This window comes from Streptomyces inhibens, from assembly GCF_003389455.1.
GTDB lineage: Bacteria > Actinomycetota > Actinomycetes > Streptomycetales > Streptomycetaceae > Streptomyces > Streptomyces inhibens.
On record NZ_QUAC01000485.1, the window covers coordinates 18,753 to 45,255 of the forward strand.

Below are 26,503 nucleotides of genomic sequence, written 5' to 3' on the forward strand. Positions count from 1 at the left end.
GAAGGGCCCGTGCCCACCGAAAGCACCCTGTTGAGCGAGCGCACCCCTTCCGGTGGCTTCGCCCTGTACGCCGCCCCGGGCGGGCGCCCGGGGACCGGGGCCGGTCTGCCGGCCCTCGTGGCGTGGCACGCCGAACGGGCGCCGCACGCCTTGGCGGTGGCCGACGGCGACACCACGCTCACCTACGCGCAGCTGGTCTTGGCCGCCCGCGCCCTCGCCGCGTATCTGCAGCGGCACGGCGTCCGCCGGGGGGACCCGGTGGCGCTGCTGATGCCGCGCTCCGCCCGCACGGTCACAGCCCAGCTCGCGCTGTGGTGGGCCGGCGCGGTGTGCGTACCGCTCGATCCGGCACACCCTCGCCCCCGTAGCGAGGCGCTGGCCGCGGACGCGGGTGTGACACTGACCGTCGGGGACGGCAAGCTGCTGGAATCCGCCGCACCGGCCGGCGCCACGCTCGCACTGCCCGATGAACCGCTGCCGGACGTCGCCCCGGACCTCACCCACGCGCCCGAACTCGGCCCGGACGCGGCGGCGTTCATCTTGTTCACCTCCGGCTCCACCGGCCGGCCCAAGGGGGTGGCGATCGCGCACCATGCGATCGCCGAGCTGGTCACCGATCCGGCGTACCTCACCCTGACACCCCGTGACCGGGTGCTGTTCCATTCGCCGATGACGTTCGACGCCTCGACGTTCGAGGTGTGGAGCGCGCTCGCCAACGGCGCCGCGGTGGTGGTGTGCGCCGTGCAGCGGCCGTCGTTCGAGGATCTGGCCCAGCAGGCGGAGCGCCACGGTGTCACCGTGGCGTTCTTCACCACCGCGCTCTTCCACCAGCTGGCGGTGCGCCGCTCCCGGGTGTTCGCGCTGCTGCGCACGGTGGTGGTCGGCGGGGAGGCGATGGCCGCCCATCACGCCCGTGAGGTCCTGCGGGCTTTCCCCTGGCTGGAGTTGGTCAACGGCTACGGGCCGACGGAGACAACGACGTTCGCCACGGCCCACCGGGTCACCGACGCGGACTGCGACGGGCAGGTGCCGATCGGCCGGCCCATCGCGGGCGCGACGGCGTACGTCCTGGACGACGCCGGCCGGACCGTGCCGCACGGCGAGCGCGGCGAACTCTGGGTCGGCGGCAGCCGGCTGGCGCTGGGCTACACCGGACAGCCGGAGCTGACCGCCGAGCGCTTCACTTCTCATACCGATCTGGGCCGCCTCTACCGCACCGGCGATGTGGTCTCCGTACGCCCTGACGGAGTCCTCGACTTCCACGGGCGCACGGACGATCAGATGAAGGTGCGCGGCTTCCGGATCGAACCGGGAGAGGTCGAACACGCACTGCGGGACCAACCCGAGGTGGACGACGCGGCCGTGGCCGTGTACCGCCCCTCCCCCGACGACGCCCGCCTGATCGCCTTCGTCGTCGCGGCGCCCGGCCCCGTGCCCCGGCCGGGCAGTCTGCGCGACCGGCTGGCCGCGGTCCTGCCCGCTCATCTGGTGCCCGACGAGCTGACCGTCGTCGGGGAGCTGCCGCTCACGCCCTCCGGCAAGGTCGACCGCCGCGCGCTGACGGACCTGGTCGCCGCGGGCGGCTGCGACACCCCGGCCGCGCCGCTGGCGCCGCTGGAGCAGGCCGTCGCCGACCTGTGGAGCCGTTCCCTGGGCCGCGATGTGACACGTCCGGACGCCGACTTCATCGCCCTGGGCGGGCACTCCCTGCTGGCCCTCGCCGTCACCGACGACCTGCGCGAGGAGCTGGGCGTCGAGCTGACGCTCGCCGACTTCTTCGCCGCCCCCACCGTGGCGGGTCAGGCCGCCCTGGTCGAGCGGGCGCTGCTCGCCGAGCACCGCGATCTGCACCCGCACGCCCCGGAGGATACCGATGGCCACTGACCACCCCGCAGCCCCGGCCCTCCAGGAGGAGCTGCTGCGCCGGGCGCGCGCCCGCGCCGCCCGCCCCGTCCGCCTTCCCGAGGCATCGCACCAGGGACCGGCGCCGCTCTCCCACGCCCAGCGCCGTATGTGGCTGATGGACCGGCTCGGCCACGGCGGCGCGTCGTACAGCGTGCCGTTCGCCACCCGGCTGCGCGGTCCGCTCGATGTGGACGCGCTGGCCGCCGCCCTGACCTCACTCGTGCGCCGGCACGAGATCCTGCGGACCCGCTACGGGCAGCGGGACGGCGAGCCGTACCAGGAGGTGCTCGCGGCGCCCGAGGCGTTCGCGGTGCCCGTCGTGGAAACGGGCGCCGAGGAGGCTTCGGCCCTGCTGGTGGCGGAGGCGCGCCGCCGGTTCGATCTGTCCGCCGGGTCCCTGCCCCGCGCCCTGGTCCTGCGGCACGGGGAACAGGACCACACCGTTCTGCTGACGTTCCATCACATAGCCATCGACGGACCGTCGTTGGAGACCGTGGCCCAGGAGCTCGGCGAGCTCTACGCGGCCGCCGCCACCCTGGGGGCGACGCCCGGCCCTCAGCGCACACAGCCGCCGCAGTACGCGGACTTCGCACGGCGTGAGCACCAAGCCGCCGATCGCCTCGATGAGGGGTTGCGGCACTGGGCCGGCCTTCTCGAAGGCGCCGCTCCGGCGCGGCTGCCCGGCCCCGTCCCGCCGCCCGCCGACGCCGGCTCCCGGCCCGCTGGGACCCACACCGCGCCGCTCGACCCCAAGGTGCCGGCCGCCCTGCGCGAGCTGGGCCAACGGCACCGGGCCACGGTGTTCACCGTGGCACTCGCCGCGGCCTTCGCCGCCCTGCACCGTTTCACCGGGCAGGATGACCTCGTGATCGGCGTCGCCGGCACGCACCGGCAGGGCGCGGCCATGCGCGGTCTGGTCGGACTGTGCGTCAACACCCTCCCGCTGCGCGTCGACGCCTCCGGTGACCCGTCCTTCAGCACGCTCCTGGAGCGGGTACGGGACGCGCTGCTGGACGCGCAGCGCTACCGCGAAGTGCCGTTCGACCTGATCCTGGAACGGCTCGGCGCCGCCGCCCGCGGTGCGGACGGGACCGCTCTGGTGCGGGTGACCGCGGACGTGCTCGGCGCTCCCACGGTGCTGGAGCTGCCGGGGACCGTGGGCGAACACCTCGACGTGGGCGTCGGAGAGGCCAAGTTCGACCTCTCCTTCGGCCTGGTGGACAGCGACCGGCCCGCCGGTCTCGTGCAGTACCGCCGGGCCGCGCTGGACGACGAGGCAGCGGCCGGCCTCGGCGCGGGCTACGCCGCGCTGCTCGCCGCGGTCGCGGACGACCCAGGCCTCCGGCTCTCGCAACTGCCCGGTACGGCACCGGTATCCCCGGACGAGCCCGGCGGGCATCCGGCCGAGGTGATGCTGCGCGCCCACCCCCAGGTCGGCGAGGCCGCGGTGGTCGCAGCGCCCGGTGGTCCGCTGCTCGCCTTCGCGGTCCTGCGGGAGACCGGCGGCCCGGCGCCTGCCGACCTGCGCGCCCACCTGCGGGCCGGCCTGGCGCCGGACCTGGTCCCGGTCGCGGTCACCCTGCTGGACGCCCTCCCCAAGACCGCCGACGGCGCGGCCGACCCGGCGCGTCTGCCCGGAATACCGGCCGCCCCCGCGCCGGACGGGCCCCGTGCCGAGGCGGTGCGCAAGGGCTTCGCGGCGCTACTGGGTCGCACACCCGCCCCGGACGACGACTTCTTCGCCCTCGGCGGCCACTCACTCACCGCCGTCCAGCTCGCCGAGCGGCTGCGCCGGGCGCTGACCCTGCCGCTGACCGGCCTGGACATCATGCAGGCCCGCACCCCCCGCGCGGTCACCGCCCTGCTGGACGCGCGGGAGGCGGAACGCGCCGCCGCGCCCGTACCCTCGTCCGCCCGGCCACGGCGGGCACGAGCCGGCACGGTCCTGGTCACCGGCGCCACCGGTGGCGTCGGCGCCTTCGTCCTGCGTGAACTCGCCGCCCAGGGGCGCCCCGTACTGGCCCTGGCCCGCCCCGAATCAGCGCATCTGGTCGCGGCGGAGGGCGTGGACGTCATCGAGGGCGACCTCGCCGACCCGGACGGGCTGCGCAAGGCGGTGGCCGGCGCGGACGCGGTCGTCCATGCTGCCTGCACCTTCACCCGGCCCGAGGTCGATGTGGCGGCGATGGAGGCGATGGTCGACGCCTGGTCGCACGGCCCGTTCGTCTTCGTCAGCAGCGTGGACGCCTATGGACACCCCGACGACGAGCCGGTGGCGGAGGAGTCCGTCTCGCGGGAGCCGCTCAGTCCGTACGGCCGGGCGAAGCTCGACTGCGAGCGGATGCTGCTGCGGGCGGCCGGTACCGGCGGCCGGGGCGGGGCCAGTGCGGTCCGCTCCCCGCTGGTGTGGGGCCCGCACGACCGGCTGCGCGACCAGCTGCGCTGGGGCGCCACCGGCCTGCTCTACCAAGCCGCGCAGGACGGCCGGCCGCTCACCCTTCCGCGGCCGGGCACCCGCGGCCACGCCTGGTACGGCGCACCCTGGGTGCACGCCGCGGCGCTGGCACGGGCGGTGGTCTCGTGCCTGGACGCGCCGGTGCACGGCGTGGCCAACGCCGTCAGCGGACATGTCACCTGGCGGGACCTCGCCGCGGACCTGGTCGAACTGCTCGGCAGCGCCAGCGAGATCCGTGAGACGGTCGAGGTCCATCCGGACCTCGACCACCGCTGGCACTACCAGGCCGGCCGGCTGGCCCGGCCGCTGGGCGCACAGCCGGGCGAGGACCGGCGTTCCGTACTGGCGGCCATGGTGAGGTGCGGACCCGGCGGCGTAAGGAGCTGAAGCCGGTTGTCAGCGAGGCCGCGGGCCGCGTGCCGGAACTCGACGCGATCGGCGGGGCGTTGCGGGGGGGACGGCCCAACGGCACAGCGGCCGGACGGCACGGCCACGGCATCCGCGGTCATGCCGGTGATGGCGAGCGCCGAGCCGGAACACAGCCGGCGACGGGGCCGGCTGAGCGATCTCATCCAAGTTTGAGCTGCCGCTTGCCCTCTCCCCCGAGCGTCTCTCGGGTGGGCGCCTGGAGACGAACTCCGTTACACGGGGGTGAAGGTCGGGGCCACGCCGGTCAGGTCGCAGCTGGCGGCCCACAGGCGCGCCGCGGTCGTGGTGTCGGCCAGGTGGTCCCAGATGGGTGCGAGCCCGGGCCTACCGCGCAGCCCGAACACCCGGGGTCCCCACAGGTGGCCGCCGCGCACGTCCGGGTCGAGCACGGCCCGAACGGCGGGCCACGCGCCGGCTTCCTTGCCCTGGACGAGAAGGCCGAGCGGCAACCCGCGCAGCCGCTCGCCAGTGGTCCGGACTCGAACCTGCGGGCGCGAGGGGGTGAGGGAGTCGAGCGCGCCGCCGGGATGTACGACCACGCTGAGCGTTGTGCTGCCGGCGGCGCGCAGACGGCGGTCAAGCTCGAAGCTGAAGAGCATCTGGGCCAGCTTCGACCGCCCATAGGTGCGCTTGGGCCGGTAGTCGTGTGTGTTCTGGAGATCGTCGAAGTCCAGGCGTTCGGACTTGGCCGCGAAGCTGCCGGTGGTGATGATCCGGCTCCCTGGCGTGGCCACGAGCAGGGGAGCCAGCCATCCGGTCAGTGCGAAGTGCCCGAGGTGGTTGGTTGCGAACATCAGCTCGTGGCCGTCCTTGGTTTCGCGGCGTGGTGGATGGTCGAGTGCCACGCCGGCGTTGTAGACGACTGCGTCGAGGCGGTCCGGCCCGAGCGCGTCCACGGACGTCTTGAGCGATGCGAGATCGGCCAGGTCCAGACGCAGATGCTGCACCTTGGCACCGGGGACGCGTGAGCGGATCGAAGCGATCGCGGCTTCGGCCTTCGCCGCGTCGCGGCTGCCGAGAACGACCGTGGCCCCGGTGCCGGCGAGCTGCTCGGCGACGAAATACCCGATGCCCGCGTTGCCACCGGTGACCAGGAAGCGCTTGCCCTCGGCGGCAGGCAGCCGGTGAACGTTCCACGGCTGGGTCTTGAGTACGGAGGGCATGGCGGGCTCCTTGCGCTCGGAGTGATCCAGCGGCGGGCGGGACGGCACCTTCATCACCGGTGCCGCCAACGCCTCACGGTCTCAGCAGCCACCGACACCCCACCGACAGATCGCTGTCCGCCACCGATAGCGGCCCGATACCCGCCTCGCCCCGCCTGCCGCGCGCCGGGCCCGAGAGGCACGTCAGGGCTCGTTCAGGTAAGCGAGGACAGCGAGGACGCGGCGATTGTTGTTGTCGTCATCGGTGATACCGAGTTTGCCGAACAGGGAGGTGGTGTACTTGCTGATGGCGCTTGCACTGAGGAAGAGCCGCTGGCCGATGGCCTGATTGGACAATCCTTCGGCCATGAGGCTGAGCACGGAGTGTTCGCGTTCGGTGAGCTCTCCGAGTCGTCGGTTCGAGGACCCGCTGGACAGCAGTTTGGCGACGACGGCTGGGTCCATGGCGGTCCCGCCACCGGCGACGCGTTCCAGAGCATCGATGAACTGATCGGCGTCGAACACGCTCTCTTTGAGGAAATAGCCGATGCCACCGGCGCCGTCGGCCAAGAGTTCGCGGGCATAGAGCTGTTCGACGTACTGGGAAAGAATCAAGACGGGCAGGCCGGGCAGTTCGCTGCGGGCGGCTAGAGCCGCCCGCAGGCCCTCGTCCGACTGGGTCGGCGGCATGCGGACGTCGATGACGGCAGCATCCGGCCGCCATGTCAGCAGCGCATCGAGCGTCTCGGGCCCGGTGGTTGCCGTCGCCACCACCTGGTGTCCGTACGCCTCGATGAGGCGGACCATCCCGTCGCGCAGGAGGTAGAGGTCTTCGGCTACGACGATTCGCATGGCACCATCATCCTCACGCGGGTCGGACCGCCTGCCGGGCTGTCGATCTCCAGGGTGCCGTCGAAGACCGCGAGGCGGCGGCGCAGCCCCGCAAGCCCACCGTCGGCTCGCACGTCGGCCCCGCCCCGGCCGTTGTCTTCGACATCAACGACGATGCCGGTGTCGTCGCGGGCGATGGAGATTCGCACCCGGGTCGCATGGGCGTGCTTGGCCGCGTTGGTCAGCAGTTCGGCGGTTCCGAAGTACAGGGCGGACTCGATCGGCGGGTCCAGGCGGAGCTGCACATCGGCGCTGACAGTCGTCTCTAGCGGGCTGTCCAAGGCAAGAGCGCGAACGGCATCGATGAGCCCTCGGTCGTTCAGCACCGGCGGGTTGATTCCCTTGACCAGTTCGCGGAGCTCGGTCAGTGAGGTGGCGGCGCCGACTCGCGCTTCCCGCATCAGGGCCTTGGCCTGGTCGGGGTCGGTTTCCATCAGCTTCTCCGCCGTCGCCAAAGAGAGCCCGAGCGCGACCAGGCGGGCCTGCGCTCCATCGTGCAGGTCGCGCTCGATCCGGCGGATCTCGGCGGCCTGCGCCACCGTCGTGTCCGCGCGCTGGGCCGTCAGCTCGTCCACCCGGTCCGCCAGCGCCATCGCAGACGACGCGCTCAGGAAGCGGACGGCTACCGGCTCGACGGAACGCCAGGCATACGGGGCGCCGGCGAAGGCCACGGCCAGGCCGAGCACCCCGAGGGTGCGTGCGGGGAGCGACGGCTGGGACAGCCCGACGGCCGCTGCCGCGAGTCCGGCCGGCGGGATGGCCGCGATCACGCCCACGGTGACCGGTGCGATCGCCGTGAATCGCAGGTCACGCCAGGTAGCCGGGTCGCTCCGCCGGACCCGCCACCGCTGCTCCTGGCGGGCCTGCTGGCTGCTGCGCGCGTAGGTGAAACCGTTCCACCAGTACCCGGTGGACATGCGCACCACCGGCTCGGCCTGCCGGTATCCGGCGGGAATGACGGTGGCCGTCCACCTCGCGACGAGGGAGCGGAACATCCGACAGACGGGGCGGGACAGGGCGAGAGTCCCGATACACGCCCACACGAACACCGGCACCCACGACCACGGGCCCGCCCACCAGATCCCCAGTGCCACGGCAGCGGCCCACACGGCCGGGACCAGCATGCTGACGATCACCACCACGCACGCCCGCACGAACCCTACGCAGGCACTGGCCACCCACGACATCACCTGTCTCATGACTCTTCCTTCTCACTTCATCAACCTGACCGTGGCACCCGCGGTTCCTGCGATGCTCCGCCGATCAGGCTGGTACGGCTCGGTGTTTTCACTGTGCACGGCACGGAGCCCGATGCCCGCCGGATCGGCTCCGAAGTGGGTCTGGCCCCACCGCCCTGTACGTCCAGGCCCATACCGCAGCTCCCATGCGCTCCCTAGCGTCGACACCACACCAGACAACGCGAGGGAAGAGAGACGAAGAGAGACATGGAAACCATCAGCCACACCACGTCCGAGGCCGCCCACCTCAACCATCCGCACACCCAACGGGCCTTCGGCAAGATGAAGTTGCTCGTCGCGGCCTACGGCGCGCTGAGCGCCGCGGTCCTCATCACGGTCGTCGTCCTCGCGATCACCGGACACGAGGTGACCTCGTTCATGTGGGGCCGATCAGCCGGAGTGCTCGCGAGCGCCGCGGTGACCTACTGGCTGACCGTGCGCGCCTCACGGGGAGCACGATGGGCCTATCTCCGTGTGCGCCTCATCTCGATCATCGTGCCGATCGCGATCGTCGCCATCGACATGATTCCCGGCGCCCTCCCGCCGTGGTTCATCGCGATGCAGGTCGCCTGCGCCCTCACCATCGGCGCAACCGCTTTCCCCATCAACGGATCCGGACTGCGCGCCGCCTTCTCCAAGTCACGCTGACCCCCTCAAGCCGCAGAGCCTGGGTGCGAAGGCTGCGCTCGCTTGCGGTGATGCGGTGAGGGCGGCGGTGGGCGCTCCGTGGTGCCTGATCACGAAGGAGCCGCTCGTGCCACCACCCAGGCCGAGCAGGCCGCCCGCGGCGGCCGTACCCGGCGACCCCGGATACGGCCGCGCCCGCCCTCCGCCGTGGCGGTTCGCAGGGGTCAGGCGCCGGGCGGGCGAAGACCGACCACCGCCCATTTCGCCCGCGTGGACAGCCGGCTGAGCGCCTTCGCCGACTCCTTGCCGATCGTGTCCAGCAGGAGCCTGCCGTGCGCCATCGTCGTACGCGCGAGTTCCGCGTCACCCGCCTCGACCGCGGCGAGCGTCAGCTCCAAATGCTGCTCCGTGATCAGCCGGCCGAGCCCCCGGCGGTGCCACTGCGGAACCGCTCCGTCCGGCGTGGTCCCATCGGCACCGACCGCCGCCCGTGCCCGCTCCAGCGCCCGCCCCGCTGCCGCGAGATCGCCCTTGCGGCGCTCCAGGCGGGCGAGGACGTACGCCTCCGAGGCCCGGTCCCATGCCGTGTCCTGAAGCGAGAGGAGGTTGAACTGGGCGCGGGCCGCCTGTGCGTGGTCGCCGATGCGCTCCAGCGCGCGGCTCAGCTCCCGGAGCCGGTCCGCGTCCGGGCCCGTGTCGTCCAGCAGGCGGATGAGCGCGACCCGGGCGTGCTCGATACGACCCTGCCGGTGGGCCAGCTCGATCCAGGTGAACTCGCTCTCGGCAATCACATCCCGCCCGTGCCGCTTCGCCTCCTCGGCGCGGGCCCACTCCACGGCTCCGGCGCTGTCGGTGACCTGCCCGGCAGTGGCCGACCGCAGTAGCGCAACGTCCCCGTCCTGCCCGTGCAACGCCACCAGCACCGCGGCCAGCCGCCGCTCCTCGAACCACTCGGTCCGCGCGGCATTCTCATGCTCCAGCAGGAAACGGAGCAGCGGCAGGTCGCCGTCATGGCGGTCGTACTGCGCGGCTCGCAGCACCCCCGCCCGCAGCACCGGATCCGCAGCCGCCTCCTCCCACGCGCCGAGGTCGCCGGAGCGCATCCGCTCCAGCGCCTCCCGTCCCGGGCCGAGGACGACGTCGCGCAGGGACTGGCGGAAGGATTCCTCCAGTTGGTAGGCGCAGAGTTCGTCCGAATTGAGCAGGAGGTAGTCCGGCTCGGTGCGCCGGGTGGCCGACTCCGACAGGGCGTTGAGTTCGACCAGTGACCGGTCCGGCAGGCCGAGACCGCTGATCAATGCCGCTCGCTGCGCGTCCAGTTCGGGAGCGAACTCCTCCCGCGCCTCGTCGTCCCCCTCACGTACCGCGGCGAGCAGGCCCTCCTCGTCCAGCTCGGGGGAGACGTTCACACACCACGCGGGCAGCCGCACGAGGATTTCGAGCGCCTCGCCGACACTGTCGGCGAGCAGCGAGGCGTACCCGTCGGAGGACGCGTGGAGTACGGCTGTTCCCTCGCACAGGAAGTACGTGCCGCCGGTGTCGTCGCCGGCGATCGGCTCCAACGACGCACCGGACGCCAGGTGCACCGGCTCGACGTGGTACGCCCGGCTCACATCGAAGTCGAACGGAAACGCGGCCAGTTCGGCCAGATCAGGGCGGGTGCGCAAGAGTTCCAGAACGCGGTCGGTCATACGACCGAACCCTAACGAGGCTCCAGCAGGAACATCCGGCGCGGGTGGCACTCCGAGGTGACCGCGATGCGCCCCGGCCTGGCCACGTCGACGGACGGTCGACTTGGAGCTCGATGCGCTCCACACAGGCGCTTGGTCCCGGCCACGCCGTCAACGCCGTCGGCCAGGGCATCAGGTACAGCGCACGGCCGTCACCGCCGCCGCACTCCTGATCCGGCTGAGATCGTGCCCTGTGACCGACGCCGATCGCGTCCTGTGACCTGCTCTCAGTGCCGAACCAGGCAGAACGGGTGCCCCGCCAGATCCGCGTAGATGCGCCAGCCCCGCCCGTCGGAGCCGGCATCCAGCACGGTCGCGCCCAAGGCCAGAACCTGCTCGTGGGCTCGGTCCAGGTCCGGAACACCGAAGTCCAGATGGAACTGCTGAGGCCGAGCCGGATCAGGCCACTGCGGCGGCCGGTAGTCCGCTGCCCGCTGGAAGGCGAGCACCAGACCGGAGGGCGAGTGCAGCGTCGCCCAGTCCTCGTCGAGCGCCCACCGCCGGTCGTGCTGATCAACGGCCCCGCCGAGCAACGACCGGTAGAACTCGGCAAGTTGCCCCGGATCGGGGCAGTCCAGCACCACGCACTGCAGGTCAGCGATCATGGCCAGATCCTAGGACCTCGTTTCCTTCGTGAGTTGTCGAGCGGTATCCGACACGAGGTGAGCCGGCTGACGCAGACGCTGGTAGTGACAGCAGCCCTCTGCTTCGTTGAGCAACGGCAGAACCTGGTCCAGGTCTGCGATGCAGTCGCACAGGATCCTGTGGCGCTGTCTGCCGGGAGAACCGCGTCGTCGTTGTCTTCTGGCGCGCCTTGGACTCATTCGACGCGGCGGCTGGGGAGACAGGCACGGACGGCAACGGAGCGAGGGGGAGAGCCTGCTGGACATAACGCCCCTGCGCGGTCAGACCGTTCGGGAGGCGATGGGCGCAGCCAGGGAGGTGACGGTGGAGTGGTCGAAGAGGTCACGGACCGCGATCCGGGCCGGGGCCACGCGATTGATCCGGGCCGTCACCTGAGCGGCCAACAGGGAGTGGCCACCGACGGCGAAGAAGCTCTCGTCGCCGGTGAGGTTCCCATGGCCGAGCGCCAACTCCCAGACGCTGCGGATCTGCTCACGCTGCGGGCTCATCGGAACTCTCCCCTGGATCGGAGCCGGGTTGGGTGGCCTGCGTCCTCTTCACTACCACCGAGGCCACATGACATCTCACGTGTGACATTGTATCTTGCGGCGTCCTGCGGGCCGACCTCACCGTGGTCGACGGCCACCGGGCCACCGCCAACGCACAGCTGCGCCGGACCCCCGGCGCGGTCGTCTGCGGCCTCGCCGACCCGGTGGCCTCGCCGGACGGCTGGTGCAGGGCGTTCCGGCATCCGATGACCGTCCACGCCTTCGCGGGCGGCCATTTCTACCTCTTCGACTCGGTCGAGGAGGTGGCCGATCGCATCGACGCAGAGCTCGAGCGGCTCCGGTCGGACGGACCGGAGCCAGGTGCGCCGTCCGGCGGCGGTGGGCCCGGCCGGCGGGCTGAGCGGCCGCATGCCGGGCCCACTGTCCAAGGCCCGGCCCACGCACTCGGGTTGGATATCCACGAAAATCGGACGGGAGCAGTTTCAGTGACAACGAACAACGGGCGGCCGACGGCCACGGCCCTGATCAGGCAGATCGCCGCGGCCGCGCTGCCGCTCTACCTGTCGATGATCGCGGCCTCGGCGGGCGCTTTGGTGGACACCGCCGTCCTGGGCCACCACGCGACCGCGGCACTGGCGGGTCTCGCCGTGACCATGGCCGTCTTCGGCCCGGCCACCGCGGCGATCGCCGGCGCGCAGCGCGGTGTGATGCCCTTCGTGGCGGAGCACCAGGACGAGCCGGCGCAGCTCGTCCCGGTCCTGCGCAACGGGATGTGGCTGGCAGTTGCCACCGGAGGGCTCGGCGCCCTCGCGGTGGCGGCGGTGCCATGGATCGGCCGGATCGGGGGCGTGCCGGAGGCAACACTCGATCAGCTCGGCCTGTTCCCGGTCCTGCTGGCGGCGGCCACCTTGTTGACCGCGGTGTCGACCACGGCGGGCTCCGCCCTGATCGGGCTCGGCCGGGGGCACCTGGTGATGCGCGCCGGACTGGCCGGCACGGGGACGGCCGTCGTGCTTTCGCTGCTGCTGGTCGGAGGCGCCGGTCCGCTGCCCTCCCTCGGTCTAACAGGTGCCGGGATCGCAATGCTGGCCTCCAGTACCCTCAGCGCGGTCGTCGCGCAGGCCGCGCTCCGACGGTCTCCGCAACTGGCAGGTCGCTCCTTGAGGTTGGGGCGCCCGCAGCCGGCGCAGGTGATCGGGCTGGCCCGGGTCGGTCTTCCGCTGGCCGCCACTGTGCTGATCAAGTTCGCGGTCCTGGGAGTGCTGGCTTTCTCGGCCGCCCGGATCAGCACGGAGGCGGCTGCCGTGCACAGCGTCGCGGTGTCACTGGTGAACCTGATGTTCACCGCGGCCGTGGCGGTCGGGCAGGCGGTCGTGCCGGTGGTGACGGAGCGGCTCAAGGAGCAGGACCTGGCGGGTGTGCGGGCCGGGGCGGTGTCCGGGCTGGTCGTCTCCGCCGGGGCGGTGCTGTTGCTCGGCGGGCTGCTCACCGTGCTACGTGGGCCCGTACTGGCGGTGTTCAGCGCCGACCCCCGGGTGCAGGACGGCTTGGTGGACCTGCTGCCGCTCGTGCTGGCGGCGACCCTGGCCGACGCCTTCCAGGCCCTGTTCGGATTCGGGCTGATCGGTGTCCGGCGGACCCTGCCGAGCATGCTCTGCTTCGCGGCCTGCTACGGCGCGCTGGCCGTCCTGGCCGGACCGGTGGCAGCCGGCGGCGGCCTCAGCGCGCTCTGGGGCGCGCTGGCCGTGGTCAACCTGGTCCTGATCGTGGCCCAGGGATGGTGCTTCCGTCGCTACAGCGCGCTCGCGGTCGCGGCCCCGGTGCCGGTCTGACCCATCGTCTCGTCCGCCCTGAAGCGTGTAGCAGAAGGTCGCGGGGCGGACGACCTTGCGCGCGGTGAGGTGCACACCCGTTCAGTGCGCGGGCGCCGACCGGTCCGGGGCGGGCCGGTCGGCGAGCTCCACCGCCCCGATGGGCGTATCCGGCTGCTCTACCGCGGCCCGCAGCAGAGCGAGCAGGCTGTCCGCCGGCCAACGGGCCGTCGTCTCTTCGAAGAGGTCGGCCGCGTACTCGATCCCGCCCGGTCCGCCACTGCCGCTCTCCGGACGTTCGGTCAGGATGAACGTCCGGTCGAACCTGGCGGTGTCCGTTGCCAGTTCGCGATGCAGCACGGTCAGGCCCGTCACGTCGGGAAGCCGCGGCGGCTCGACCTGGAACGCGAGCAGGACCTGAAAGAGGGGTGGCGGGCCCTGGACCGGGGCGGCGCCACGGCCTCCACCACCTGGTCGAACGGCGTTTCCTGGTGGGCGAGGAACTCCAGATCCGCCTCCCGGACCCGCGCCAGCAGCTCGGCCATCGACGGGTTGCCGGAGGTGTCGGAGCGCAGCACCAGGGTGTTGGCGAAGAAGCCGACCAGCTCCTCCAGCGCGCTGTCAGGGCGGCCGACGACCACCGTGCCGCTCAGTACGTCGGTGCCGGCCTCCCGCTCGGGTCAGCAGTGCGGCCAGAGCGGCGTGCACGGTCATGAAGACGGTGCAGTTCCGTCGGCGGGCCACCGCTGCCAGTCCCGCGCACAGGTCGGCAGGAACTCGGCCCGTTCCCCGGCCCGGACCGGCAGCAGTTCGCGCTGCCAGAGCACATGGTCCGCGTAAGCAGCTCGTAGCGCGCCGCTCCGGGTGAACGGTACGACGGTGCCGTGGGTGCGGCACAGCCGGGAAAAGGCTTGACCGTGGCGGGAGTTGGGGACCGATACTCGAACGGAGGGACTGGCGAACAGAAGACGGGGGCTGCCGGTGAGTGCGTTAGGGGACTGCGAGACGCAACGGGCCTGGGAGTTGGCTCGGGAGGCCGTGCGGCGGTTGGCGCCGGAGGAGTTGGCGCTCTTCGAGGAGACGGCCGAGGCCTACTTCGACGATCCGGGCCGGGAGAACCGGAAGGCCCGGCAGGAGCCGCTGGGGATCGGCATCGATGCCATCGTCATCGGGACGCTGACGCAGTTCGCGCTGCCGGTCGCAGCGGCCGTTGCCGGGAACATCGTCACCGATGTCATGCGCCAGGAGCGCCGACGGGGCTGGTGGGGACGGCGGCGGGCGCGGCGGGACGGTGGCGGGGACGGCGGTGCGGTCAATCCGTTCGCCGCGCCCGACGCACCACGCGCTGTGGAGCCGAACGGTCGGGAGGCCTCCCGGGCCGAGGAGCTGGAGCGGCTGCGGCAGATCGCCTACGACCGGGCCGCCGCCCTAGGACTCCCGCCCGCGCAAGCGGGGCTGCTGGCGGACGCCATCGTTGGCGGGGTGCAGGCGCCGCCGGCCCCGGGCGAGGAGGAGATCACCTCATGAGCGCCGCGCCGGCTCCCGCCGTCGGCGCTCCGGTGGGCATGCCGCATCCGTTTCGGATGCCGTCGGGGACATCGCTACGGTTCGCGCTGCTCATCTTGAGCACATCGGCAGCCATGGCGGTGGCCTTCGGCGGGGCGGTCAGCACGGCGGCTTACTTCGGGCTCGGCGGCGATGTGGGCAGCATCACCGCAGCCCTCGAATGCACAGCCGACAACTTCCAGGACATGGCTGCCGATCCCGAGGAGTTGACCCGCAGATGCCTGCTGCCGGACTTCGGCAATGAGACCGCCATCGAACTGGCGGCCCTGGGGGCGCTGTGGCTGGCCGTCGGCGTCGTTTACTGGCTGCTGCCGGTCCACCGGATCCGCCGGCGCCGACTGCGGCCCTTGCCGGCCGCCGGTTTCGCCGACATCCGGCGAACGCTCGACGAGCTGGTGGCGCTCGCCGAGCTGCGGTGCCGGGTGCGTTTCGTCGTCAACTGGCGTGACCTGGGCCCCACCGGGCTCGCCTTCGGCCGGGCCGGTCGGCGCCATGTGATGCTCAGCCGCGGACTGCTGCATCTGCACGCGCAGGATCCTGAGGCCTTCCGCGCGATCGTCCTGCACGAACTGGCGCATCTGCGCAACCGGGATGTGGACGTCGCCTTCCTCACGCTCATCTGCCACCGGCTGTTCGTCACCGCACTTGCGGTTCCCCTCGCCGTCACCGCGCCCTTTGCGTTGCTGGTCGGGTGGCTGTTGATGCCCCAGAGTCTGCTCTACCAGCTGCTGCTCGTCCTCGCCCAGTGCGCACTCGCGGCCACCGTCACCCTCACCAGCACCGCGGTGCTGCGCAGCCGCGAGCTGTACGCGGACGCCCGGGTAGCCGTGTGGACCCGCGGAGCCCACTCGCTACGCCGCGTGCTCGCCGCTCAGCACGGCCTTGAGCAAACCGGCCGCCGCCGGCCTGGCTACCTGCGCTCGCATCCCACCGCCGGAAAGCGGCTGGCGGCACTGAGCGACACGCGGCTGCTGTTCGGCTTCGGTCCCTGGGAGGCGTTCGGGCTGGCCCTGACCTGCTCACTCGTCTACCAGCACGTGGCGCAGTGGACCGAGGCGGCAACCCATCTCGGCGACCGCGGCAGCCCGCTGTCCGCCGTCGTCCCCGCCGTCCTGCTGGGCGGTGGCGTGGCGATGGGCATCTGGCGCGCGACGCTGGCCGCACGGCTCAATCACGGTCGGTGGGCAGACGCACATCGCACAGGGCTCGCCATGTCGGCCGGGCTCATCGTGGGTACCTTCGGGGACAGGGCGCACAACACGGCCCTGTCCCTCGGCATCTCCAACTCGCTGCCGGTCCACCTGTCGTGGTGGCTGATCCTCGGGGTCGTCGGCTACGGATTCGTGCGATGGAACGCGGCGACGGCCCGGGTGTGGGCACCAGTGGTGCTGGCCGGCCGGCGTCCGCTGCTGCTGGTCGTCGGCGGGTGCGCGGGCGGCGTCGCGCTGCTGAGCATCTGGCTGGGGCACGCCTACGCCGCCGGTACCCCCGGTTTCGATCTACTACAGCTGCCGCGCCCGCTGAACCTGCTGCCGACGCCGCTGGACTACCTGGGGTTCGTGTTCTCGACGACCGTCGTGATCACGCCGCCCCTGTGGGTCATCGCTCTGGTGGTGGTCACCGTCGGGCTCCCACTCGCCGCACGGTTCGGCGTACGGCTCTCCGGGCGCGCCCGCGCCGAGGCGCCCACCGCAGGACCCGACCGGTTCCTGCTCCAGCCCGTGTCGGCCGAGAGCTCGGCGGCGCTCCTCGCTCCGCCACAGCTGCGCCCATTGCGGGCGCTGGCACAGGGCGTGGTGTTCAGCGCCGCCGCCGGGCTCGGCCTGTGGCTGTGGCATCTGTTCTGTGCCATAGCCTTCCCCTGGCCGATCGAATGGGTCGGTGGGGTCTTCACCTTCTATCCGGTGGCGCTCGCGGCGTTGCTGCAGCTCGCCGTCGGCTTCGTCGTCGCGTGGCGCCACGCTGACGGCGAACTGCGCGCTCTGCACGGAATTCTCGGCACGCTCGGCGCGGGGCTGCTGCTGCCGACGGCCGCCTTCACCGCACGCAATCACTTCGCCTGCCTGCGGTGGGGCACCGATCACGTGGCCTGCCGAGTGGCGCCCGATCTGGCGCCCACGCTGAGCCCGGAACTGTACATCGCGGCCTGGACCGCCGCCCTGGCCTTGCTTCTCATCCCGGCCTGGGCCGCCCTGCGCGACGGCAGACGCCACTGAGCCCGTTTCTCATTGAAGTTGCTGGTCATGGGGCTGGTATGGCGGGCTGCTGGGAGCTCGTCGCTGGGCAGGTCCTACGCGGGCAAGTCCCCGTCGGTCGCCTCGCTCCACCGGGCCCTCGCCGAAGCCGAGAACGCAGCAGCGGACGACGGCCTGCCGGTCAGGCCCAAGCCCAGGAAGGCAATATCCGACGGCAGGCCCGCCTGATCCGAGGAGGCTTGTCCCTTGTCCCGTGACCGCGGTCGGACCGCCAGCGCTACCTCCCGCAGGAACCGGGCCGGCGATCCCGCCGGCCAACAGCAGCATCCCCGCGACTACCGCTCCGCTCACCAGAGCCACCAGCCCGCCGCGGCCGTGCCCACCGGCAACAGCCACTGAACGGTGTACTCGGCCGGCTGCGCGCGCGTACTTACCCCGCAAGGACGACCCTCGCGGCAGAAACGCCACAAACTCCGGCAGGTGCAGAACTTGGCTGGACTCCTTGCAACGCGGACAGGGCACGAAGCAGCCGACGCTGGGAAGGCACCCGAAGCGAATAGGCCCCACCTCTGGGTGTGACGAATCCGCGCCACGAGCGAGCAGGCATCTGATCACGGTGAATGACGCTCGGCGCGCAGATGGTGCCGTCATGGCAGAGTGATCTGCATGCTCATCTCAACGCTTCGGCGGCGAAGACACTTCGCCGCCGCACTCCTCCTGAGCGCCGCGATACCCCTGACTGCCTGCGGCCAGCAGCGCGTCGCGGCCAGCGCGCCGAGCGCATCCCCCAGCTCCAGCCCCAGCCCCTCCGGATCCGGTGCCTCCCCTTACGTGGAACCCGGAGCCCATGACGGAGCCCCGCACTACAACGAGAACAACGCCAACCGTCGCCCCCGCGAAATGTCCCCCGCCAACGCGAAGGACGCCCAAAGGGAAGCCGACCGCATCGAACCCGTACTCAAACGCCTCTGGAAACAGGGAAAGTGGGATCCCAAGAGCGTCCGCTCGGCGATGCTCGCACTCGGGTACAAGGAACAGCGGACCGGCCCCAAGGGCGAGCAGCCCGGCGGGAAACTCGACGTGCGGAGCATGGAACCCCGCTACGAAGGCGACCACTACGTCACACCCGAAGGCGCCCGGATCGGACTTCACGTCCACAGCGACGCCTGTGTCACCGCATTCGTACAGAAGACCAACTACCAGGTGCAGGTCAACGGGCCATACATGGAGTCGGGCTGCTTCGAACCGCCCTTCGGTCACTGACAAACACCGCAAGCCTCGACCGACAGCAGCAGGCCGGTCTGGGGCAGGCGCCAACACCGGTCGCTCAGAAGCGAAAGGGCCCCGCTCCAAGTCGGGTCGGGGCTCTCGCTGCTGCTACTCAGCCGCTGTCAGTTCGCTGTCGAGGTACTCCTGCACCGGCTCGAACAAGCCGTAGGGCACATAGGCGGGGATCTCCGTCAGTGCCACCCACGCGACCTCGGCGATCTCCTCCTCGTCGGCGACGCGCGCCTCACCCGAGACCACGCTGCAGGCTGTGTACGACATCAGTCGGCCGGTCTTCGGATGCACGCGCCCGCCAAGGAGCTTCAGCACCTCCACAGTCAGCCCGGCCTCTTCCCGAGCCTCCCGGACCGCGGCCTGTTCGGCAGTCTCCCCGGCTTCGATGGCACCCGCGGGGAACTGCCACATCAACTCGCCTTCTCGCGCCCGGCGGCGCACCATCAGCACACGGTCACCCTCCACGATGATCCCCGCGCTGATGCCCGGCTGATCGGCGGTCTGATCGGCGGTCTGATCGACGGTCTGATCGGTCATGAGGTCCCCTCCAAAGCCACCAACACAGACAGTGTCACCTTTGCCAACCGGCGCCGGAGTTCGAAGAGTTCCTCGCTCACGGCGCCATGCAGGAGCTGGTCTGGCCGCCGCGGATATCGACGACCCCGACGCCCGCCGCGGCACCCCGGTGAGCATCGTGAGCCGCAGCTGATCGAGACAAGGGGCACGTTGATCTTCTGAACCTCTCCTCGACGAACGGCGCCGCACTTCGGGCACCCGAGATAGGCCCGGCCCGGACTGCGCAAACCTCGAAACGTCCAGACCGATGGCTGTGGTGCGCGGCCGGGGTGAGCCGGTAGGTCGAGCCCGCACTCAATCACGGGATGCGGCACAGGTCGGCGGCCTGTTCGGATGCGGGTCCTGTAGTCACCGCCGATGATCCCTCTTCCCCACCTGCTTACCTGCTTTCCCATGAGGAAAGAAGGGTGGTACTTTCCCCACGCGCAAGTACTCGGACGATCAGGGGGAATTCATGGCCGACTACGATGCCCAGGCCGCACTCGACGACATACGTCACCGTCAGAACCAGGCCTGCGACGAGTACATCCGTCACGTCTCATCCCGCTCCCACTCGCTCCTTGCGGCGCTGGCGCTGTTCGCCATGTTTGCTTCCTTCGACCTGCCCAGGCCTTGGAATATCGCCGCCGCTCTGTTGGGGAGCGGCCTGGGGGCGGTAGGGCTGGTCATACAGCAGCGCCGTGCGCCCGTCCGCAGGAAAGTCGCCGGCGTGGAAGCGGTGTTCTACGTGTGGTTGGGGGTCGCCTTCTGGGTGGTCTTCTCAGCCGTACTGATTGCCGCCCGCTTGCTCGGCCTGCCGGCCCCGTCCACCCTCGCGGCCGCTGTCGTGGCCCTGGCGAGTCTGGTGGCCGGGAACATGATCCGCCCAGTCGTCAAAGCGATCGCGCGCAGGGATGGCCACCGCTGATGGACCCCGACTTCGATGAGTTCTTGCACGTTCCGGCCCGGCTTTCGGTCGTCGCGCTGCTGGCCCCGGCCGACTGGGTGGAGTTCGGCTTCGTACGGGACACGGTCAATACCAGCGACTCGGCCCTGTCCAAGCAGGTCTCCGCACTGGCAGAAGCCGGATACGTCTCCGTACGCAAAACACGGGACCGCAAGGGACGGCACACCCACGTCCGCCTCACCTCGCATGGACGGCAGGCATTCCAGCGGCACGCCGCGGCACTGGAGAAGATCGTCGCGGCCGCACGCGCGCCACTGAAGTGAACCGAACCTGACCGACTGCTCGTGCGCTCGTGCCCGTATGCCGTGAGCCGCAGCCGATCGAGACAAGAGTCAGGCTGCTCGGGTGCCTGCCCCTTCCTCTACGACGTCTGCAGCTGCACCTGCCGTTCGTACGAGACCGTGCACGGGAGTGACGGTGACGCGTCGGCTCACTCGCGATGCCCACGCCGACAGCTGGAACAGGCCCGTCCGCGAAGGCTGGTTGCTGATCCGACGGAGCCGCCCGCTGGCCGCGAGTCTCATCATCACGCCAATAGCTCCAGCACCCGGTCAGCTTGCCGTTCCGCCGTGCCGGGAGGGTTCCTGGGATGCTCCGTTGCCTCGCTCGCCAGCAGGAACAGCCAGACCAGAGCAAGCAGCCGGCGGCTCTCCCGCAGGCGCGCGGTCTCCGTGGGGGAAAGCTCGAATTGCTCCAGGAAGGCTGAGACGTCAAAGGGGTGTTCCACCCAACTGCCCACGTGCTCGGTGATTTCCGCGAGCTCGAAGGCACGATCGCTGCGGCCCGAGTCCTCGAAGTCGACGACCTGGACCCGCAAGCCGTCCCACAGGTAGTTCGCGAGATTGCCGTCACCCGGACCGAAGACGGGTGAAACCTCCCCCCGAGCGTCGGCTCCCAGCCCCGACCGGGCCAGCCAGTCCAACCCGGCGTCCATGGCCTGCCTCACCGGGCCGCCGGCTTGGGGGCGAACCGTCACGGCCCACTCATCGAGGTGGCCGATGAGCTCGCCTTGATGCCCGGGCCTGAGCGGGATCTTGCATACGACATCGGACGGCACGGCCTCATACAGAGTGGTCACCGCCTCGGCCAAGGCTTCGATCTTCTTGCCCTCAACAGCAGCACCACGCAAGGTGGCTCCGGCAAGCCGAGACATCACCACAACCGGCTCAACAGCTGCGAGGTCGGCTTCCCGGGGCTCCGGAGCCAGCCCCGGAGCATACGTGGCCGGCAAGGACAAAGCCCGCCACTCCCGCTCGGCGCGACCGCCGTCCTTCCTCGGGAACCGCTTGATCACACGGTCAGCGGTCATCTCGATTGCGTGGGTGCCCCATCGGCCAGAGCTCATGAGAAGGAATCCTGTCGGGTTCGTCACCAGCGCCCTCACGGGCGCGCATATCGACCTCATCGGCACGGCCCGCCCGATACGTCCTCGATGCCGGCTATCACGTCGTACTCGAACAACTACGGCAAGCCACCGCACGGTGCAGTCGGATTCGCCTCCTCGGATGGCCCTGCTGCTTCCACGGCGTGTTCGGCGGTTCTCCTGTAGGCGAACCAGGGCAAGAAGAACTGGGTGATCGGGCCGACCGTAAGTGCGTACAGCACCGTGCCGACGCCCACGCTCCCACCAAGTAGCCAGCCCACGCCGAGCACAGTGATCTCGATCAGGGTGCGGATGAGCCGGATGGAACGCCCGGTTGCAGCGGACGCGCCGGTCATCAACCCGTCCCGGGGGCCAGGTCCGAAGCGCGCGCCGACGTAGACGGCAACGGACAATCCATTCAGAAAGACACACCCGACGAGCAGGCCGACCCGGGCCGAGAAGCCGAGGTGCTGGGGGATGAGGAAGAGGCCCAGGTCGGATGAGTACGCCACGACGATGATGTTGGCGACGGTGCCCAACGTCGGCCTCTGCTTGAGGGGGATCCAGAGCAGGAGCACGAGAACACCGAGAAGGGCACTGATCGTGCCGAAGCTCAGGGAGGTGTGGCGCTCCAGACCCTCGTACAGGACGCTCCATGGGTTGACGCCCAGAGAGGCCCGGACCATGGCTGAGAGGCTGAATCCGTACAGGGCGAGGCCGATGAGCAGTTGGGGAAAGCGTCTCAGCGGATGCTCACCGAGGGGGATGTAGGTGAGAGGCGGCAGGGACGGGCGTGTACTGGGCGTCAGCGGAGCCGCGGCGCGTTCCTCGTGACGGCGCCGGAGTTTGCGCTTGTGGCGGTCCGTGATCTCCTGCTCCATGCCAGTCGCCTCCGGTGTGTTTGCATACATCAAAGTGGCGTTGTCAACTCGTCTGGGCGCTTGCCTGGGTGAGGGTGTGCCGGGCTCTAGTCGGGTCGGGTGGTGGTGCTGTGTTCAGGCTGCGGCGGGCGTTCCAGTGCCACCGGTGTTCGACTGCCGGTGCTCCACCGACCGCATCAGCTCCCGGTGGGCGACGCCGTAGCTGGCGAGCTTGTCGGTGACCAGCACCCTGGGTACCCGACGCTGCTTCTTCAGCAGCTTGGCCAGGAACCGCTTGGCGGCCTTCGCGTCGCGCCGGGACTGGACGAGGAAGTCGAGGACGCTGCCGTCCTGGTTGACTGCCCGACACAGGTACCGCCACTCGCCGCTGATCTTGACGTAGACCTCGTCCAGAGGCCACTTGTCGCCGGCCCGGGGTTGGCGTTGCCGCAGGCCACGCGCGTACTCCGGCCCGAACTTCGCACACCACTGCCGGATGGCCTCGTGGGAGACGACCACGCCGCGGGCGAGCAAGAGCTCCTCGATCTCGCGGTGGCTGAGCGGGAAACGGTGATACAGCCACACGCACTGGGAGATGACCTCCGCCGGGTAGCGGAACCCCTTGTACTACGGCGCTCCGGCCTCCCCGACAGCCCTCCTGACGCCCCACGACCAACCCGGTGATTCATCCCACGGACAACCCATCAGCCAAGTTGACAACGCCGACTCGGCGGCGCCGGCGCGTTGGCCTTCCCGCGGTCGGCTTTGAGCGCGCGGATGTGGTCCTCGATCGCGGGGAGGGAGGAGGGGTCGGGGCGGTAGGAGGGGTCCCAGCGGTAGTGGCCGCATCCGGCGCACTGGAAGCGGATGTGGCAGGCTTTGCCGCCTGTTTTCACGTCGGAAGGTTCGACGCAGATCCCGAACGGCGCCGCCACCGATCGAACCTCGTAGGAGGCGGCGGAGTGATCGGCGCGGCGGTCGCATGCCGGCCGGTGGCGAGGCCGCGGACGGTCTCGATCCCGGCGCGTTTCATCTTCGCAGGGACGCGGTAGTGCGCGGCCGTGGTGTTGGCGGATTTGCGGGTCCATCAGGGGGCCACGGTTTACTCTCAACCATCCAATCGATGAAATCATTGCCATGGATTCTCATGGTGCTCGCCTCGTTGATTCCCCTGGTGCTCGCCTCGTTGTTGCACCGATGTGCGAGCTGGGCGTTGTCTTTTGCGTACGGATATCCCGGCCCGTTCACCGGCCCCTGCTCCACCGTGGTGATCGTGATGGCCGAGGTCGAGGTCGAGAGCGAGAGCGAGGGCAGTCGGCGTGCATCGGTGAGTCGCTGAACCAGATGCCACAGCGCGCATGTGCCTGCGAAGCCGGTACCGATGATGGAGTATTTGACGGTTCCGATCACGATGGCATTCAAGTCAGGGCCCCAAACGAGTGAGGGCGCGCCTGATGCGTGTGCCGGCTTTGCTCAAGAGCGATCCCGTCCGGCCGCAGTTGATCCGCACGAAATGGTTCAGGGGCTCGCCCTCCGCGAAGCGGCTACCGCAGATCGTGGCGACCTTTGCTTCGGCCAGCAGGAACTGATCGGCGGTGCCGTAGCCCTGCCTCTGGTAGGCGTCGGCGTAGCCCGATAAGTCGACGAACAGGAAGTAGCCTCCCTGGGGAGGGCTGATCCGCAACGAGGGGACTGCATCGAGCTCTCGCAGCATGGCTTCGAGGTTGATGCGCGCGGCCTTCGCCCTGGAGGTCGCCACCTCGTCCATCTCCGGCTGCAGCGCGATGTGCGTGGCGATCTGGCCATAGGTGGACGCGAACGATGTGAGGTTGACCTGCGCCCGCGCGGACGCGTCCACGATGTCCGGCGGACCGCAGAGATAGCCGATCCGATCGCCGTGCATGCCGTAGGTCTTGCCTGGTCCGGTCACTGCCACCGTCCACGGCCGCATGGAGCAGTGGCTGCCGTCGGTGAGCGGAACTTCGATGGCGGCAAACGTCTTGGCGCGGGCCCCCAAGATATGGGCCTCGTAGGGAGAATCGAACAAGACGTAGATCGGGCTCTCTCCGCGGGCCTCGCGCCGCACGTTGCATCGGGCGACAATCTCGGCCAGCGCCGACAGCTCCTCGGTCGAGTAGACCTTGCCGGTCGGGTTGATGCAGTCGCCAAGGACGATGATCTTGGTTCGCTCCGAGATCGCTCCCTCTAGGGCCGGCGCCGTCAAGCCATCGCGCGCCGTGACCAGGACGGTCTTCGGAGTCGCTTCGTGCAGCCGCACCATGTCCGAGTAGTGCGGCCAGTTGGGCACGGGAATCACGACCTCGTCGCCTGGATTCAGCAACGCATGGAAGGTTACCGAAATCGAACCCTTCACACCGCCCGGCGTGACCAAGATTTCACTGTTCGGATCGTACTTAATTCCGTGTAGGCGAGCCACACGCGCCGCAACGGACTCCAGCAGGAACGGAAATCCTTTGACGGGAGCGAACGCATGGATCGTGCCGGATTGCGTCTGAACGAACTCGACCACGCCTCGGTCGATCCGGGAATCGGTTGGTGTATCCAGTGCACCGATGCTGAGGTCAATGATCTGATCGTCCTCGGCGAGTCCGTGATTGAGTGCGGCGAGCTTCGCCGCGGTTCCGTGAGTCGCCGATTCCGGAATGCTCAGGACGGCATTGGAAATGCCACGATTATTCTGCACGGTGGTACGAGCCACCTCTCTCCCGCTGCGGAATTCAACTCGTGGACGTGGCCTTGTACATCGCGTTCCACATCTCCAGTTGAATGTTCAGGGTCTCTGTGGCGCCATAGGCGATCTCGGCAACGTCCGCATCGGTATGGCAGTTGTTCAGGACGCACTTTCTTGCATCGGCGGCGTGGCGTTCCTCGACGCCCTCCTGGCCGACGTGGACGTTGAAGTAGACCTCGACATTGTCAACGAACTCAGATTCGGGCAGCTCGTTGCTGCTGTTGCGGAACGCCGTACGGCAGACCTGCAACATCTTGTCGGCGTGGGACTCCAGGGCCATCGCGACGCCCAGCATGCGGTGGTAGCCGGCGCCCAGCAGCTCCAGGGTGCGCTCGCGGTACGCGAACGTCTCGGGGATGACCAGATTGCTGTTCCGTGCCTCCCTCACGAGCAGCGGCGGCAGGCCGAACTCGACCTGGCCGTACAGGTTGTGGGCGTTCTCCATCAGCACCTCGTGGCAATGAGCAGCCTCGCCGTTCCCGGTCTCCTCGTTGAGGATGTAGGAAAACAGGACCAGCGTGTCACGATCGTCGCTGGCTGCCGCCTGCGCGCACACGTGGGCGATGCCTTTGACCGTACCCTCGGTTCGATGGAAGAAATTTGCCCGGTGAAAGTCGTAGGTCCGGCTATTCCATGGCGAGTTCTCGAGGAACTTGAAGTAATCATTGTTGTAGACGTCGTGTCGCTCCAACTCGTCCATGAGTGAGGTGACTTGATCGTGAAGTGCGATTCCCGTGCTTGTCGCCATCTTGCTTCTACCCCCATTGCATGCAGGTTTTGAATCGTGGCCAATGAAATCTTCGGATTGACGCACGATCCACTGGATGAATGCCTTACCGACGCCGTCGGTCGGAGTGATCACCGCCAGAAGCCGTCGTGGCGGCGGCTATGCCGGCGAAGTGCGAGATGTCCCCCGCAGATGCACCCTCTGACATGAGAACCGTTCGGATCCGAGGGAAGCTGTCCATACCCTGCGGATGAAGAAAACATCACTCCCTCCCATTTGCTACACCACGTCACGAAGAGTCGAGACGCAGCTCGGACAGGACCATAGACATGCAAAGGCATCTCTCCCGATGAAGGCGGACGGAGCCCTGCAGGAAGATCCACCCTCCAGGCAAGCCACGATGACCACTCCAGCTCGGTCGCAATCCACGGTGGCGTAGGGACCGTTACCAGGAACAGGTCGCAACCGGCCATATCGGCCATGGGGACCATCGGAGCAGCCGGTATCGGTGAGATCGATCATGGATGCCCAAGGGTGATCCGCCACAGCACAGGCGGAATGTTTCGTGCGGGCATCGAGGGAAAGAGCCGCGATGACTCGCGGCGGATGGTTACGTCCGCTGCATGCCCCAGTGGAATTTCCAACTGATGAGCAGGCCGAGGCGTACGGAAGATTCGCCGAGGAGCCGACGCGGCCCGAGCTGGAGCGATTCTGCTTCCTGGACGATGCGGACCGGGACCAGTACCGGGATGTCCTGCCGCACGACGCGCGCACCATGTACGACCTCCCGGGCGAGATCGTCGCGTGCGCCGCGGACGTGGCGCTCACCGCACCGCGCGGCGACGCAGCCTTATAACCTGGTCGGAGCGCTCGGGC

The 26,503-nt window shown here is 69.7% G+C and carries 25 protein-coding genes and 1 pseudogene; 11 read left to right on the forward strand and 15 right to left on the reverse strand.

Annotated elements, in window-relative coordinates:
- The first annotated feature begins 9 nt into the window (after positions 1-9).
- On the forward strand, positions 10-1,884 hold the full coding sequence (locus DY245_RS43285; protein WP_244943638.1) for a non-ribosomal peptide synthetase: 1,875 nt from the start codon (positions 10-12) through the stop codon (positions 1,882-1,884).
- Positions 1,874-4,747: a condensation domain-containing protein gene (locus DY245_RS43290; RefSeq protein ID WP_128512610.1), complete on the forward strand. Its 2,874-nt coding sequence runs from the start codon at positions 1,874-1,876 to the stop codon at positions 4,745-4,747. The genes DY245_RS43285 and DY245_RS43290 overlap by 11 nt, the downstream gene beginning before the upstream one ends.
- A gap of 254 nt (positions 4,748-5,001) precedes the next feature.
- On the opposite strand, the gene DY245_RS43295 is transcribed toward DY245_RS43290, so the two are convergent.
- From DY245_RS43295 to DY245_RS43305, 3 genes are all read right to left on the reverse strand, one after another.
- Entirely contained in the window at positions 5,002-5,952 is a 951-nt protein-coding gene (locus DY245_RS43295; RefSeq protein ID WP_128512611.1) for an SDR family NAD(P)-dependent oxidoreductase, read from the reverse strand.
- A gap of 183 nt (positions 5,953-6,135) precedes the next feature.
- Entirely contained in the window at positions 6,136-6,783 is a 648-nt protein-coding gene (locus tag DY245_RS43300; protein ID WP_128512612.1) for a response regulator transcription factor, read from the reverse strand.
- Positions 6,768-8,021 (reverse strand): sensor histidine kinase, encoded by a 1,254-nt coding sequence (locus DY245_RS43305; RefSeq protein WP_128512613.1) that lies wholly within the window; start codon positions 8,019-8,021, stop codon positions 6,768-6,770. Before DY245_RS43305 ends, DY245_RS43300 begins: the two co-directional genes overlap by 16 nt.
- A 246-nt stretch (positions 8,022-8,267) precedes the next feature.
- Between DY245_RS43305 and DY245_RS43310 the strand changes: the two genes are divergently transcribed.
- Entirely contained in the window at positions 8,268-8,708 is a 441-nt protein-coding gene (locus DY245_RS43310) for a hypothetical protein (protein ID WP_128512614.1), read from the forward strand.
- A gap of 203 nt (positions 8,709-8,911) precedes the next feature.
- On the opposite strand, the gene DY245_RS43315 is transcribed toward DY245_RS43310, so the two are convergent.
- The 3 genes from DY245_RS43315 to DY245_RS43325 form a co-directional block, all read right to left on the reverse strand.
- On the reverse strand, positions 8,912-10,378 hold the full coding sequence (locus DY245_RS43315; protein ID WP_244943639.1) for a hypothetical protein: 1,467 nt from the start codon (positions 10,376-10,378) through the stop codon (positions 8,912-8,914).
- Between the two features lie 266 nt (positions 10,379-10,644).
- The gene (locus DY245_RS43320) at positions 10,645-11,022 is read right to left on the reverse strand and encodes a VOC family protein (protein ID WP_128512615.1); all 378 of its coding nucleotides are present in this window, start codon (positions 11,020-11,022) and stop codon (positions 10,645-10,647) included.
- A gap of 300 nt (positions 11,023-11,322) precedes the next feature.
- Entirely contained in the window at positions 11,323-11,550 is a 228-nt protein-coding gene (locus DY245_RS43325; protein ID WP_128512616.1) for a phosphopantetheine-binding protein, read from the reverse strand.
- A 485-nt stretch (positions 11,551-12,035) separates the two neighbouring features.
- Between DY245_RS43325 and DY245_RS43330 the strand changes: the two genes are divergently transcribed.
- Complete coding sequence (locus tag DY245_RS43330) at positions 12,036-13,382, forward strand: MATE family efflux transporter (protein ID WP_244943640.1); 1,347 nt, start codon at positions 12,036-12,038, stop codon at positions 13,380-13,382.
- A gap of 81 nt (positions 13,383-13,463) precedes the next feature.
- Here the strand turns inward: DY245_RS43330 and DY245_RS45585 are convergent, their stop codons facing one another.
- A complete protein-coding gene (locus DY245_RS45585) occupies positions 13,464-13,736 on the reverse strand; it encodes a hypothetical protein (protein WP_220378012.1) in 273 nt (90 codons plus the stop codon).
- Positions 13,733-14,014, reverse strand: a complete 282-nt coding sequence (locus tag DY245_RS45590; RefSeq protein WP_425329532.1) for a condensation domain-containing protein — start codon at positions 14,012-14,014, stop codon at positions 13,733-13,735. The genes DY245_RS45585 and DY245_RS45590 overlap by 4 nt, the downstream gene beginning before the upstream one ends.
- A gap of 328 nt (positions 14,015-14,342) precedes the next feature.
- Between DY245_RS45590 and DY245_RS43340 the strand changes: the two genes are divergently transcribed.
- The 4 genes from DY245_RS43340 to DY245_RS43355 all read left to right on the forward strand — a co-directional run bounded on the left by DY245_RS43340 (position 14,343) and on the right by DY245_RS43355 (position 18,385).
- Positions 14,343-14,888 carry a hypothetical protein gene (locus DY245_RS43340; protein WP_128512617.1) on the forward strand — a complete coding sequence of 182 codons (546 nt, stop codon included), beginning with the start codon at positions 14,343-14,345 and terminating at the stop codon, positions 14,886-14,888.
- Positions 14,885-17,143 (forward strand): M48 family metalloprotease, encoded by a 2,259-nt coding sequence (locus DY245_RS43345; protein ID WP_128512618.1) that lies wholly within the window; start codon positions 14,885-14,887, stop codon positions 17,141-17,143. The genes DY245_RS43340 and DY245_RS43345 overlap by 4 nt, the downstream gene beginning before the upstream one ends.
- Before the next feature lie 27 nt (positions 17,144-17,170).
- Positions 17,171-17,350, forward strand: a complete 180-nt coding sequence (locus DY245_RS43350; protein ID WP_128512619.1) for a hypothetical protein — start codon at positions 17,171-17,173, stop codon at positions 17,348-17,350.
- A gap of 438 nt (positions 17,351-17,788) precedes the next feature.
- Positions 17,789-18,385 carry a hypothetical protein gene (locus DY245_RS43355; protein ID WP_128512620.1) on the forward strand — a complete coding sequence of 199 codons (597 nt, stop codon included), beginning with the start codon at positions 17,789-17,791 and terminating at the stop codon, positions 18,383-18,385.
- A 114-nt stretch (positions 18,386-18,499) separates the two neighbouring features.
- On the opposite strand, the gene DY245_RS43360 is transcribed toward DY245_RS43355, so the two are convergent.
- A complete protein-coding gene (locus DY245_RS43360) occupies positions 18,500-18,940 on the reverse strand; it encodes an NUDIX hydrolase (RefSeq protein ID WP_128512621.1) in 441 nt (146 codons plus the stop codon).
- 493 nt (positions 18,941-19,433) lie between these two features.
- Between DY245_RS43360 and DY245_RS43365 the strand changes: the two genes are divergently transcribed.
- A complete protein-coding gene (locus DY245_RS43365) occupies positions 19,434-19,886 on the forward strand; it encodes a hypothetical protein (RefSeq protein WP_128512622.1) in 453 nt (150 codons plus the stop codon).
- Positions 19,886-20,188: a winged helix-turn-helix domain-containing protein gene (locus DY245_RS43370; protein WP_128512623.1), complete on the forward strand. Its 303-nt coding sequence runs from the start codon at positions 19,886-19,888 to the stop codon at positions 20,186-20,188. Before DY245_RS43365 ends, DY245_RS43370 begins: the two co-directional genes overlap by 1 nt.
- A 263-nt stretch (positions 20,189-20,451) precedes the next feature.
- On the opposite strand, the gene DY245_RS45595 is transcribed toward DY245_RS43370, so the two are convergent.
- The 6 genes and pseudogenes from DY245_RS45595 to DY245_RS43405 all read right to left on the reverse strand — a co-directional run bounded on the left by DY245_RS45595 (position 20,452) and on the right by DY245_RS43405 (position 25,600).
- On the reverse strand, positions 20,452-21,234 hold the full coding sequence (locus DY245_RS45595; RefSeq protein ID WP_220378014.1) for a phosphotransferase: 783 nt from the start codon (positions 21,232-21,234) through the stop codon (positions 20,452-20,454).
- A 152-nt stretch (positions 21,235-21,386) separates the two neighbouring features.
- A complete protein-coding gene (gene yczE / locus DY245_RS43380; protein WP_244943641.1) occupies positions 21,387-22,169 on the reverse strand; it encodes a membrane protein YczE in 783 nt (260 codons plus the stop codon).
- A gap of 156 nt (positions 22,170-22,325) precedes the next feature.
- A pseudogene (locus DY245_RS43385) lies at positions 22,326-22,775 on the reverse strand (IS6 family transposase); the annotation flags it as partial.
- A 402-nt stretch (positions 22,776-23,177) separates the two neighbouring features.
- Positions 23,178-23,558, reverse strand: a complete 381-nt coding sequence (locus DY245_RS48595; protein ID WP_181924117.1) for an FAD/NAD(P)-binding protein — start codon at positions 23,556-23,558, stop codon at positions 23,178-23,180.
- A 13-nt stretch (positions 23,559-23,571) separates the two neighbouring features.
- Complete coding sequence (locus DY245_RS43400) at positions 23,572-24,867, reverse strand: pyridoxal phosphate-dependent aminotransferase (RefSeq protein WP_128512625.1); 1,296 nt, start codon at positions 24,865-24,867, stop codon at positions 23,572-23,574.
- Positions 24,868-24,886: 19 nt separating this feature from the next.
- The gene (locus tag DY245_RS43405; RefSeq protein ID WP_220378015.1) at positions 24,887-25,600 is read right to left on the reverse strand and encodes an iron-containing redox enzyme family protein; all 714 of its coding nucleotides are present in this window, start codon (positions 25,598-25,600) and stop codon (positions 24,887-24,889) included.
- A 658-nt stretch (positions 25,601-26,258) separates the two neighbouring features.
- On the opposite strand from DY245_RS43405, the gene DY245_RS43410 reads away from it, so the two are divergent.
- Complete coding sequence (locus DY245_RS43410) at positions 26,259-26,483, forward strand: hypothetical protein (RefSeq protein ID WP_128512626.1); 225 nt, start codon at positions 26,259-26,261, stop codon at positions 26,481-26,483.
- Positions 26,484-26,503: the final 20 nt, after the last annotated feature.